Raw genomic sequence first — 11,161 nt, 5'->3', positions numbered from 1 at the left:
GGCCATGGGGGCGGTGGCGGGCGGTTTCGCAGGTGCGCGGCTGGGCCGGCGCATCCCGGCGCCGGTGCTGCGCGGGGTCATCGTTTGCGTGGGAATTGCGGCGATTGTCGTACTGGTGTACGGATAATTTGCGGGCCTTATGGGTATAAATCAGTACATGAAGGGTGATCGGGTCGAGATCGTCATCGACGCGGGAGGATCGCCGCGTACCTACGAGATCAGGGCCACCCGGGCCGGCCGGCGGGTCGAGGTGACCACCGGGCGGGGGCTCGTGGAGGTGACCGAGGTCACCCGGAGCGGATCGCCGGTCCGCACGGCCAGGTTCATGTCCAGCCGAATCCTCGCCCTCGTCGAGCACCCCGCCGACGAAGCCGTCTGAGGCCCGCCGAGGTCCGAACAAGCCGACTTACCAGCCGACGCACAACGCACAAGCCGACGATCGGCCGGCGGGCCGTCCGAGGCCCGCCGGCGGGTGATCAGCGGAAGTCGGCCGCGTGGTCCTCGGCCCACTGGCGGAAGGTCAGCGCCGGCCGCCCGAGCAGCTTCGCCACCGTGTCGGTCGTCGGCTCCGGCTCGGTGACGAACCGTCCCCACGTCTCCAGCGCGCTCTCCACGAACGACGGATCGCCCCAGGCGGCCAGGAGCTGCTCGCGCGCCTCGTCCAGCGGCTGCTCCTCCCACCGCACCTCGCGCCCGGTCGCCTCGCCGATCAGGCGTACCTGCTCGGCCTGGGTGAGCTGCTCGGGTCCGGTGATGGCGTACGCGGCCCCGTTGTGCCCCGCGGAGGTCAGCACGTGCACGGCCACCGCCGCGATGTCCTTCTCGTGGATCAGCGACCTGGCGGCCTGCCCGTACGGCCAGCGCACCACGCCCCGCCTGACCTGCTCCGCCCAGCCCAGCGTGTTGGCCGCGAACCCGCCGGGCCGCAGGAACGTCCAGCCGAGCCCGGAGCGCCGGATCAGCCGCTCGATGTCCCCGTAGTGCCTCGACGGCTCCTCGCCGTCCGGCACGCTCGCGGACAGGTACACCACGCGCCGCGTTCGCTTGGCGATCGCCGTGACGACCTCGTCCGCGACGCCCGTCGAGAAGCTCGGCCAGAGCAGGAACACGCTCTCCACGTCCTCCAGCGCCGGCTCAAGCGTCTCAGGCGCGTTCAGGTCGCCCCGCACCATCTCCACGGGCAGCCCCGCCCGGCCGGGATCCCGGACGAACGCCCGTACGGCCAGCCCGGCCTCCGCGAGCTGGGTGGTCACATGCCTGCCAACATTGCCGGTCGCGCCGGTCACCAGAATCTTGCCCATGACCCGACCGTAGAACCTCAACCAAAGCTCAGGTCAAGCCACGCCCGGCCGAACCTGGATCGTGCCGTCCCGCCGGATCCGCGTCTCGAACAGGGGCGCGGGCGCGGTCGCCGGCCCGTGCTTCACCGTGCCGTCGGTCAGCCTGAACGTGCTGCTGTGCCACGGGCACACCACGCACGCCTCCCCGTCCTCCATCACGAGCCTGCCCTGGTGCAACGGCCCCGCCAGATGGGGGCAACGGTCGGCCAGCACGGTCACGGCGTCGCCCTGGCGCAGCACGAAGAGCTGGATGTAGCCGAGCCGCCTGGCGACCGGGCGGCCGTCGGGCAGGTCCTTGAGCGGGCACAGGTCGTGCCAGCCCAGCGGCACCAGGTGGGTGACCTGCGGGGCGTGGTTCGCGCCCGCGGCCTGCCGGTAGGCCAGGTGGCCGCCGAGATACGCGCCGAGGCCGCCCACGCCGAGCCCGGCGTACGACAGCATCCGCCCGGCCCGTTCGCTGCCGCGCAGCCGGGCCGCCAGCGAGGCGGAGAACAGGCCGAGCGCGGCCACGTTCGACAGCATGTGGACGAAGCCCACCCGCTGCTGTTCACGGTGCAGCGAGGACCAGTCGGTCAGCCCGGACGCGGCCGTCGGGAGCGCGTTCGCGATGCCCGTGGCCAGCAGCAGGCGCGAGGCGCGCGGATCGGCGTCGGCCAGGTCGAGCACGGCCGTGGACAGCCAGCACCCGAGGCTGACCGTGGCCAGCGGCGGGTGCAGCGGCTTGCCGGTGGGCACGCCGTGCAGCAGATCGCGTAGCCAGCCCTGGCGAATGCGCTGACGTACGGCTTTGGCCAGCACTCTGACCGGTTTGTCCATTGCCTTCGACTTCTCGAGCCGATCGGCGATGGCAACCGGCCCGGCGAAACCCCGCAACTGCCGACGTCTCGCTCGTACTGTCTCTTTCACGACAAGTCCCCTACCCCCGCCATGAGGGGATCACTCGGACAGGTGCCCCCTGGCCACGGAGAGTTCGACCAGCTCCCGGGCGTACGCGCCCAGCGAGGCCGATCCCTCCTCGATGATCTGAACCTTCTCCCTGACCTGTGCGGCCTTGACTTTGAACAGCGGCCATGTGCCTCCCTCGGTGTGGTGATTGGCCAAGATCGGGGCGAACCGGTCGAGCGCCTTGGCGAATCTCGCCTCCGGCGTCTTCCTGGCCTCGAACTCGTCCCAGAGCTCCCGCAGCCACGCACCCTGCTCGCCCGGCAGCAGCCCGAAAATGCGGTCCGCGGCCGTCGTCTCGGCCTCCACCTGGGCGGAGACGGCCACCGCGTCGTAGATGAAAGTGTCGCCGGCGTCGATCTCGACCAGATCGTGCACCAGCAGCATGGCCACCACTCGCTGGAGGTCGGTCCCCGGCGGGGCGTGCTCGCCGAGGACCATCGCCAGCGTGCCCACGTACCAAGAGTGCTCTGCGGTGTTCTCCCGCCGCGAACCGTCGATGAGATGGTTGCGGCGGATGATCCGCTTCAACTTGTCGATTTCGATGGCGAAGGCGATCTGGGCGTTCAGGCGGTCCTCTTCTGGCGCGATAGTCACGCGCGACACCCTAATGTGCGGTGATCACCCCGGTTGGTGAAATCGTGACCGGAACTCCGTTGAACACTGCGTTACCACTTGGTACGTCGATGGTGGATTCGTCGGTAAGAGTGTTGACGCTGACCCCCGCGTGCTCGGCCGCCACGCTCTGCGCACTGCCCGTGTGCCCCCAGCCGTGCGGCAGGCTGACCACGCCCGGCATGATCGTGTCGGTGGGTTCGAGAGGCACCGTGACCTGGCCCTTCGCTGATCTGACCACGGCCTCGCCGCCGAGCCCGAGCCTGGCCACGTCCGCCGGGTTGATCTGCAGCGTGCAGGTGTTGCTGCCGCCGACCAGCGGGCCCACGTTGTGCAGCCAGCTGTTGTTGGAGCGCAGGTGCCGCCGCCCGATCAGGACGATCTCCGGTGGCATCTCCTCCATCTTGCCCCGCAGCCGCTCCACGTCCTCGATGAGCTGCGGCGGCGCGAGCTCGATGAGCCCCGAAGTGGTCTTGAGCACCTCGGGCAGCCTGGGCTCCAGCGCGCCGAGATCCAGCCCGTGCGGATGGTCGAGCAGCTTGCGCAGCGACAGGTCGCCCTTGCCGGCCCACTCGCCGTACGGGCCGAGCCTGAGCATGAGGTCGAGCCGGCGCTCGCTGCCCGTCTCGCCCTCCAGCAGGTCCCGCAGCTCGGCCACGTCCCGCCCCTCGACGCCGGAGCCGGGCGTCTCCGTGGCCTTGCGCAGCGTCTCGTCGATCACGAACGCGTCCAGGTCGCCCTCCAGGCCCGATGCGATCATGGCGAGCCTGGCGAGGATCTGGGCCTCCGACGGCTGCCCGTCGAGCGGCAGCAGCGGCGGCGAGTAGCGCGTGTAGTTGCGCACGGCGAACCCGAGCAGCGCGAAGTCGTAGTGTCCCGACTGCAGCACGCGCGGCGGGGGCAGGATGACGTTCGCGTGCTTGGTGGTCTCGTTCAGGTACGGGTCCACGCTCACCATGAAGTCGAGCTGCGCGAAGGCCGCGTCCAGCCGGTCACCGTGCGGCGCCGACAGCACGGGGTTGCCCGCGACGGTGACCAGGAATTTGACCTGCCCCTCGCCCGGCGTCTCGATCTCGTCGGCGAGCGTGGCCACCGGCAGCTCGCCGTTCGCCTCCGGCAGCCCTCTGACCCGGCTCCGCCACCGTCCGACCGTGTACGCTCTCCGGCGCGCCGCGAACTCGGTGGCCGGTTTGGGGAACATGGCGCCGCCCGGCCTGTCCAGGTTGCCCGTCAGCACGTTCAGCACGTCGACGAGCCACTGGGCCAGCGTGCCGAACTCGGCGGTGCAGGTGCCGATCCTGGCGTACACGGCCGCCGTACGCGCCGCCGCCAGCTCCCTGGCCAGCCGGACGATCACCGCGGCCGGCACGCCGGTACGCAGGGAGACCGCCTCCGGCGGGAAGTGCTTGGCCGCCTCGCGGACCTCGGCCAGCCCGTTGACCGGGTGCGACGGCCTGACCAGATCCTCGGCGAACAACGTGTGGACGATGCCGAACAGCAGGTACGCGTCCGTCCCGGGGCGCACGAAGACGTGCTCGTCGGCCAGCGCGGCCGTCCGCGTACGCCGGGGGTCGACCACGACGAGCCGGCCACCGCGCGCGCGGAGGGCCTTCAGCCGGCCGGGGAAGTCGGGCGCGGTGCACAGCGAGCCGTTGGACTCCAGCGGGTTCGCGCCGAGCATCAGCAGATAGTCGGTCCTGTCCAGGTCGGGGACCGGGATGGCCAGGGGGTGGCCGAACATCAGGCCGCTGGCGACGTGCTTGGGCATCTGGTCCGCGGTGCTGGCGGAGAAGACGTTGCGGGTGCCGAGCGACTTGATCAGCGGTGCGCCGTACAGGGCGCCGGCCATGGTGTGCGCGCTCGGGTTGCCGAGATAGATCGCGACGGACCGGCGATCGGCGACCTGGGCGAGCCCGTCCTTGACGGCGGCGAAAGCCTCGTCCCAGCCGACCTCGCGCCACAGGTCGCCCTCCCTGATCAGGGGCTTGCGCAGGCGGTCGGGGTCCTCGTCGAGCCGGCCGAGGCTGGCTCCCTTCGGGCAGATGAACCCCTTGCTGAACGGATCGTCCTTGTCTCCGCGGACGCTGGTGACGTGCCCGCCCCCGTCGAGGGTGAGCGTCAGGCCGCAGACGGCCTCGCAGAGGGGACAGGTCCGGTGGACGGTCGACGTCATCACGACTCCTGAGTTCGCCAGATGAACTCATCTTGGCTCGTGCCGCGCGCATGGGGAAGCCCCGGAGCCCCCGCGGTCTCCGGGGCTTGCGCCCCTGGGAAATTTCCCGGATTTCCCAGGCTTGGAAAGTTCGTCAGCTCACCTGGGGCAGCGTCACTTCTGTGCGCAGATCAGGCGGCTCCTCAAGGTCGGGTCTCATCGAGATCCACGCCCGCCGGCCGTAGAGGCGGTCCAGGCCCGGAGAGGACACTCCCGGGACCTCGTCGCGCCGGACGATCTCGACGATCACGAACTGGGCCCTCCTGCGGTGCCGGAAGACGTTCGCGCTCCTGGCCCAGCAGGCCGCCGCGATCTCCTCGCTGTACGCCTCGAACTCCTCGGCGCAGATTCCGGCCCTGGTCAGGATCAGCGCCTTCTCGCCCGTCGCCGTCGGCGTGATCCACAGCACCAGCGGGATCCGGCCGGACCTGGTGTGCATCGTGGTCTCCAGGCAGACCCGCTGCAGCCGGTGCCTGGCGACCACGCACCAGAAGTGGGCGGCCATCCAGTTGCGCCCGATCCTGGTGGCCGCCGGCACCGAGACGGCGCTGGTCAGGAGGATGAAGGGCGCCCAGCGCCCCTCCTGGGTGGCGCCCAGCAACGTCAGGATGAACAGCGCCAGACCGGCGAGCAGCAGCAACTCCGTACGGATCCGCCAGAGCCGGACCAGCAGCCCGCCGCGACCGGCGGCGGGGAGGTCCTCGTAGGCCGGATAAATCTGGTTCCGAGGGTTCCTCGGCATGTCAGGACACCTCCTCTGTCACCCGGTGTGGCAGGCGGAGCTGGTCGAAACGCGGGTCGCGGTAGCAACGGGCCCCGAACCCCGTCCGCGCCACCGTCCATCCGATGTGATGTGCGAATTCGTCGGGCTCCATGCAGATTTCGCGATCGGCCAGTGCGATGAGTTCCCGGATCCGGGACTTGATTCGGCTGAGTCCCTTGGTACCTTGTGAGTACATAGAAGACCCCTTTCGCGGCATTTTCAGAGGTGGCTTCTTGACCGGTCCGACGGCTGGTGACCGGTCTCGCCGCAGGGTGGCAGCCCATTTGCGGCGAACTGGTGATCAGCCTCGGCCCGGCTTTTTTCGTGCTCGAATGAGCGGATGATCGCTGGGTTCTTCAGACGATTGAGTAATCCTTCCGGCAAGCGGCCTCCCTGGGGTGGATGTGCGTTTCCGGGACGGCGACGTTGCCGGCGATGCGGCCCTCGTGCGGATCGGCATGATGGCGCGCGAACGTGAGCGGAAGGCCCGGTGTGTACGGCCGTGTCGTCATGCGCGGCCTCCTCATCACTCGAGATCCCTCCTGGGACGATCGTCTCTCCAGGCCTGCGTCGCTGCAATACTTTGAGCAAGGGAAGATTTAACTTTCTTCGCAGCTTGCTTGTTTCCTTGCCGTGCAACTTGCACGAGATGTGTCATGGCCTGCGGGTCTGCGCCATAGCCCGGAAAACCCGGCTTGGCCTCGGCAACCTCGTGGAGCTTGTCTTGCTCCTACGCTCTCTCCGTGAAAGCCTTCTGGCAAGGCCGAGCGGCACTACACATGCAACTTGCAGTGTAAGATTAGGAGAACGGCCCACGAAGCCGGGCCTCAAACGATTCCTTCCGGCTACACCTTCATTCCCGACAAGGAGAGTGGACGGTGCCAACGCAGCAGGGCAGTCCGACAGTTCGCAGGCTCCGGCTCGGCCAGGAGCTGCGCCTTCTCCGGGAGCGCGGCAAGCTCACCGGGGCAAAGGCGGCCAGGGAGCTCGGCTGGTCCGCGAGCAAGGTCAGCCGCATCGAGGCGGCCAAGACCATGCCCAGCGCCGACGACATCAAAGCCATGGGGAAGCTCTACCGCGTCGACGGAGAGAAACTTGACGAACTCTTCGGCCTGCTCCGGGATGCGGAACAGCGGGGGTGGTGGGAGGATTACGAGGACGCACTGCCGGAGGAGTACACAAGATTCCTCGGGCTCGAGGCGGAGGCGACCTCACAGCGATCGTGGGAACCACAGATCGTGCCCGGTCTCCTGCAAACCGAGGACTACGCGCGGGAAGTGATCCTGGCTTCTCGCGGCATCGCGCGCATTACGCACAGCGGTGTCCGGAGCCGCGTCGAGGCCCGCCTCGACAGGCAGCGACGCGTCCTGCACCGGCCCCATCCCTGCGCGCTCACGGTCGTGCTGGATGAGTCGGCGCTGACCCGCCGTTTCGGGGAGCCTTCGGTGATGCGCGAGCAGATGGAGCATCTCCTTGAGATATCCCTGATGCCGCACGTCAATATTCACGTCCTCACGCTGGACGCACTCCATCCGGTGAACACGAGTGCCTTCATTCATCTGAAGTTCAGGGACTTCGACGACGTCGTTTACCTGGAGCAGCTCTACACCGCTAATTTTGTCGAGGATCTCGAGCGAGTGGCGGGATACGAGGCAGCATTCGGCCACATCAGGTCGGAGGCGTTGGACGAGGACGAGTCGCGCGTGCTCATCCAGCGCAAAGCCATGCTGTGGCGCCGCTAGGCCAGCACACCTCAACAAGGGGCAATGGAGCCCCTTTCTCTATTTGGGGAGATAATGCACAACCATCTCACGAACACGGCTTGGCGGAAGAGCACCTTCTGCAATGGAGCAGACGCCTGCATCGAGGTCGCTCCTTTGGCCGATGGGAATGTCGCGGTTCGGGACAGCAAGGAGCAGGACGGGCCCGTCCTGGTCTTCACCCCGTCCGAGTGGGCAGCTTTCACCGCCGGTGTCCGTGACGGCGAGTTCGATGTGGCCACGCTAGGGGCCGGCGCATAAAGAACGGCCCTGGCAAGTTGGTGACACAACCTTCAGGGCCGTTCGGGACGAGGCGTTGGCACGCCTCCGCGCACTCCGGCTCACCTGCGAACTTGAGCACAGAAGACCTGCACATCATGGCACATTGACCGCCCAGGTGATCAAGCCTCACACGGCCCACACCGGCCCCGAGATTCCCGCGACACCGGACGGGGCCTGGCGCCCAGTCCCCGGGCGACTATGACAGGCCCAGCCCCCGGGCGACTATGACAGGCCCAGTCCCCGGGCGACGCCCTGGCCGAGGTCCTTGTGGATGTTGGTCCAGTACTCCACGACCCGCTTCTTCATGTCAGCCGTGACCTCGGGGGCCGAGGCGTGGCCCACGACGTTGCTCACCAGGTGGGCGCGGTCCGTCTCGGACAGCACGTTCTCCCACAGGGCGCGCGGCTGCACGTAGTCGTCGTCCTCGGCGTGCTTGGCGTAGGCCGAGCGGAGCAGCTCGCCGGTGACGTGGTAGCCCTCGCCCTCGTACAGCGACGGGTCGGCGGCCGGGCCGTTGACCGAGTTGGGGGCGTAGACCGGGTCCTGCGAGCTCCTGAACGCCATCGGGCCGTCGAAGTTGTAGCTGTTGACGGCGTTGCGCGGCTGGTTGATCGGGAGCTGCAGGTAGTTGGGCCCGATCCGGTACCTGTGCGTGTCCGGGTAGGAGAACAGGCGGCCCTGGAGCATCTTGTCGGGCGAGGCGCCGATGCCGGGCACCATGTTCGACGGCTCGAAGCTCGCCTGCTCCACCTCCGTGAAGTAGTTCTCGGGGTTCCTGTTGAGCACGAACCTGCCGATCGTGATCTCGGGGTAGTCGCTGTGCGGCCACACCTTGGTCAGGTCGAACGGGTTGAACCGGTAGTCGGCCGCCGCCTCGAACGGCATGATCTGCACGTTGACCTTCCATGACGGATGGTCGCCGGCCGCGATGGCCGTGTGCAGGTCGCGGATGTGGTGGTCGGGATCGACCAGCAGGGCGGCGGCTTCGTCGCCCGTGTAGTTCCTGATCCCCTGCTCGGTCCTGAAGTGGTACTTCACCCAGAACTTCGCGCCCGCCGCGTTGTACCAGAGGAACGTGTGCGAGCCGAAGCCGTGCATGTTCCGCCAGGACGCCGGGATGCCACGGTCCGTCATCAGGAACGTGACCTGGTGCGCCGACTCGGGCGACAGCGTCCAGAAGTCCCACTGCATGTTGTTGTCCCGCAGGTGGGTGTCCGCCCGGCGCTTCTGGCTGTGGATGAAGTCGGAGAACTTCGACGGGTCGCGGATGAAGAAGATCGGCGTGTTGTTGCCGACGAGGTCGTAATTGCCTTCTTCGGTGTAGAACTTGATCGCGAATCCGCGCGGGTCGCGGGCGGTGTCGGCGCTGCCGAGCTCGCCCGCGACCGTCGAGAAGCGCAGGAAGAGCGGCGTCTCCTTGCCCTTCTGGAACAGGCCGGCCTTGGTGAACTGGCTGACGTCCTCCGTGATCTGCAGGATGCCGTGGGCGCCGCCGCCCTTGGCATGCACGACGCGCTCGGGGACGCGCTCCCTGTTGAAGTGCGCCATCTTCTGGATCAGGTAGTGATCCTGCAGGAGCAGCGGGCCATTCGGACCGACGGAGAGCGAGTGCTCGTCGCTCGGCGCGGCGAGGCCGGCGTCGTCGGTGGAGATGGGCCTGGTCGTCATATCGAGATCCTCCGGAAATCGTCTTCGGCAGCTCGGGCCTAAGCCCGTTCCCCATGAGTCCCGACGTATGCACCAAACCTGAATGATTCAGGTAAACGAGCCGTGAAACTTAAGCTCGGGCCGGTACGCGGCTCCGTACGAGGAAGATGGAGCTCAGCCCGGCGAGCACCGCCAGACCGGCCATCGCGATGGAGGCCCACAGGGAGGCGGACGGATCGGACGCGGTCGCGCCGTGACCCTGGCTCAGCGTGATGAACAGCGTTCCGACCGTCGAGACGCCGATGACCTGGCCGAGCTGCATCACGGTGAGCAGCGCGCCGCTCGCGTCCGCCGCGAAGGCGCCGTCCACCTGCTCGGTCGCCATGTTCGTCACCGCGACCTGCACCCCGAGCCCGGCGCCGACGAGAGCGCTCATGGCGGCGTAGGGGAGCCCGCCGCCGGCGGCGAGCCCGAGCCCGAGATAGGCGGGCGCGGCCACCACGTAGCCGACGGGCACCAGCGGGCGCTGCAGCCCGATCGGCAGGCGCGGCCAGAACAGCCCGACGAGACCGAAGGCCAGCGCGCACGGCACCAGCATCAGGCCGGAGCCGAGCGGCGTCAGGTGCAGATCGCCCTGGAGGTGCAGGGCCGAGGTGAACAGGAACGCGCCCCAGGTCGCCGGGCCGAACAGCAGGATCGCCAGTCCGGGCCGCATGCCCGGCGCGCGCAGCACGCGTGCGTCGACGAGGGGACGCCCGCCGCGTGCCGTCACCCACCGCTCGATGCGGACGAACGCCACGAACGTCACCACGCTCAGCCCCATCGACACCCAGCCCCACAGCGGCCAGCCGAGATCGCGTCCGAGCACCATCGGCACGACCAGCAAGAGCACGGCCACGGACAGGCTCACCAGGCCCCACGGGTCGAGCCCCGCCTTCCCGCCGCCACCGTCGGCGGGCAGCACGCGGAGCCCGGCCGCCAGCAGCAGCGCGCCGACCGGGACCAGCACCAGGAAGACCAGTCTCCACCCCGCGCCGAACCCCAGCAGGATCCCGCCGAACGCCTGGCCGACCACGATGCCGCCGCTGATCACCAACGACCACAGGCCCATCGCCCTGCCTCGGGCCGCGCCCTGGTAGTTGTGCTGGATCAAGGTGAGCACCTGCGGCATCATCAGCGCCGCCCCGGCGCCCTGGAGCAGGCGGAAGGCCACCAGCCAGCCCGTCGTGGGGGCCAGCCCGGCGCCGAGCGTGGTGACGGTGAACACCGCCAGCCCGCCGAGAAACGCGTTGCGATAGCCGAAGAGATCGCCGATCCTGGCTCCCGTGATCAACAGGACGGCGTAGACGATGGTGTAGCCGGCGACGATCATCTGCAGCCCGGCCCCCGAGGAGTGCAGGTCGGACTCGATGGTCGGGGTGGCCACGTTGACGATGTTGACGTTCAGGATCGCCAGGAACTGCCCCACGAGGATGATCGCCAGGAGCAGCCCGCTGGCCTTGGTCTTCTGCGGCTTCGTGTGCGCAGGAGAGGTGAAGGCGGCAGTTTGCGACATGCTGATCAGTCTGCTGCCGATCCAGTACCAGTAACGAGAGCCCAT

At 68.4% G+C, this 11,161-nt stretch carries 11 protein-coding genes; 3 read left to right on the top strand and 8 right to left on the bottom strand.

Going from position 1 to position 11,161, the window contains the following annotated elements; translation table 11 throughout:
* Window positions 1-157 precede the first annotated feature (157 nt).
* Entirely contained in the window at window positions 158-379 is a 222-nt protein-coding gene (locus ETD85_RS03175) for a hypothetical protein (RefSeq protein WP_138688054.1), read from the top strand.
* A gap of 97 nt (window positions 380-476) precedes the next feature.
* On the opposite strand, the gene ETD85_RS03170 is transcribed toward ETD85_RS03175, so the two are convergent.
* The 6 genes from ETD85_RS03170 to ETD85_RS62840 all read right to left on the bottom strand — a co-directional run bounded on the left by ETD85_RS03170 (window position 477) and on the right by ETD85_RS62840 (window position 6,384).
* Window positions 477-1,301: an NAD(P)H-binding protein gene (locus ETD85_RS03170; RefSeq protein ID WP_138688053.1), complete on the bottom strand. Its 825-nt coding sequence runs from the start codon at window positions 1,299-1,301 to the stop codon at window positions 477-479.
* Window positions 1,302-1,334: 33 nt separating this feature from the next.
* A complete protein-coding gene (locus ETD85_RS03165) occupies window positions 1,335-2,156 on the bottom strand; it encodes a Rieske (2Fe-2S) protein (protein ID WP_240778866.1) in 822 nt (273 codons plus the stop codon).
* Between the two features lie 120 nt (window positions 2,157-2,276).
* On the bottom strand, window positions 2,277-2,888 hold the full coding sequence (locus ETD85_RS03160; RefSeq protein WP_138688051.1) for an HD domain-containing protein: 612 nt from the start codon (window positions 2,886-2,888) through the stop codon (window positions 2,277-2,279).
* A gap of 1 nt (window position 2,889) precedes the next feature.
* Complete coding sequence (locus tag ETD85_RS03155; RefSeq protein WP_138688050.1) at window positions 2,890-5,070, bottom strand: molybdopterin-dependent oxidoreductase; 2,181 nt, start codon at window positions 5,068-5,070, stop codon at window positions 2,890-2,892.
* A gap of 133 nt (window positions 5,071-5,203) precedes the next feature.
* Window positions 5,204-5,851, bottom strand: a complete 648-nt coding sequence (locus ETD85_RS03150; RefSeq protein WP_138688049.1) for a hypothetical protein — start codon at window positions 5,849-5,851, stop codon at window positions 5,204-5,206.
* A 377-nt stretch (window positions 5,852-6,228) separates the two neighbouring features.
* A complete protein-coding gene (locus tag ETD85_RS62840; RefSeq protein WP_170246474.1) occupies window positions 6,229-6,384 on the bottom strand; it encodes a hypothetical protein in 156 nt (51 codons plus the stop codon).
* A 366-nt stretch (window positions 6,385-6,750) separates the two neighbouring features.
* Here ETD85_RS62840 and ETD85_RS03145 point away from each other — a divergent pair, with 366 nt between their 5' ends.
* Window positions 6,751-7,614 (top strand): helix-turn-helix domain-containing protein, encoded by an 864-nt coding sequence (locus tag ETD85_RS03145; protein WP_138688048.1) that lies wholly within the window; start codon window positions 6,751-6,753, stop codon window positions 7,612-7,614.
* Window positions 7,615-7,638: 24 nt separating this feature from the next.
* Complete coding sequence (locus ETD85_RS03140) at window positions 7,639-7,893, top strand: DUF397 domain-containing protein (RefSeq protein ID WP_338087122.1); 255 nt, start codon at window positions 7,639-7,641, stop codon at window positions 7,891-7,893.
* Between the two features lie 243 nt (window positions 7,894-8,136).
* Here ETD85_RS03140 and ETD85_RS03135 read toward each other — a convergent pair whose 3' ends face one another.
* Window positions 8,137-9,582: a catalase gene (locus tag ETD85_RS03135; RefSeq protein ID WP_138688046.1), complete on the bottom strand. Its 1,446-nt coding sequence runs from the start codon at window positions 9,580-9,582 to the stop codon at window positions 8,137-8,139.
* Between the two features lie 109 nt (window positions 9,583-9,691).
* A complete protein-coding gene (locus tag ETD85_RS03130) occupies window positions 9,692-11,116 on the bottom strand; it encodes an MFS transporter (protein ID WP_138688045.1) in 1,425 nt (474 codons plus the stop codon).
* Between the last annotated feature and the right edge of the window lie 45 nt (window positions 11,117-11,161).

Origin of the sequence: Nonomuraea zeae (assembly GCF_005889725.1) — a bacterium.
GTDB classification, from domain to species: domain Bacteria; phylum Actinomycetota; class Actinomycetes; order Streptosporangiales; family Streptosporangiaceae; genus Nonomuraea; species Nonomuraea zeae.
This window is presented reverse-complemented; position numbering and strand designations above follow the sequence as displayed.

What these genes read in the sequence shown, in the direction of transcription:
- ETD85_RS03140 (WP_338087122.1), top strand. Translation starts at nt 7,639, where the DNA reads ATGGAGCCCCTTTCTCTATTTGGGGAGATAATGCACAACCATCTCACG.
- ETD85_RS03155 (WP_138688050.1), bottom strand. Translation starts at nt 5,070, where the DNA reads ATGACGTCGACCGTCCACCGGACCTGTCCCCTCTGCGAGGCCGTCTGC.
- ETD85_RS03170 (WP_138688053.1), bottom strand. Translation starts at nt 1,301, where the DNA reads ATGGGCAAGATTCTGGTGACCGGCGCGACCGGCAATGTTGGCAGGCAT.
- ETD85_RS03165 (WP_240778866.1), bottom strand. Translation starts at nt 2,156, where the DNA reads ATGGACAAACCGGTCAGAGTGCTGGCCAAAGCCGTACGTCAGCGCATT.
- ETD85_RS03130 (WP_138688045.1), bottom strand. Translation starts at nt 11,116, where the DNA reads ATGTCGCAAACTGCCGCCTTCACCTCTCCTGCGCACACGAAGCCGCAG.
- ETD85_RS03135 (WP_138688046.1), bottom strand. Translation starts at nt 9,582, where the DNA reads ATGACGACCAGGCCCATCTCCACCGACGACGCCGGCCTCGCCGCGCCG.
- ETD85_RS03150 (WP_138688049.1), bottom strand. Translation starts at nt 5,851, where the DNA reads ATGCCGAGGAACCCTCGGAACCAGATTTATCCGGCCTACGAGGACCTC.
- ETD85_RS62840 (WP_170246474.1), bottom strand. Translation starts at nt 6,384, where the DNA reads ATGACGACACGGCCGTACACACCGGGCCTTCCGCTCACGTTCGCGCGC.
- ETD85_RS03175 (WP_138688054.1), top strand. Translation starts at nt 158, where the DNA reads ATGAAGGGTGATCGGGTCGAGATCGTCATCGACGCGGGAGGATCGCCG.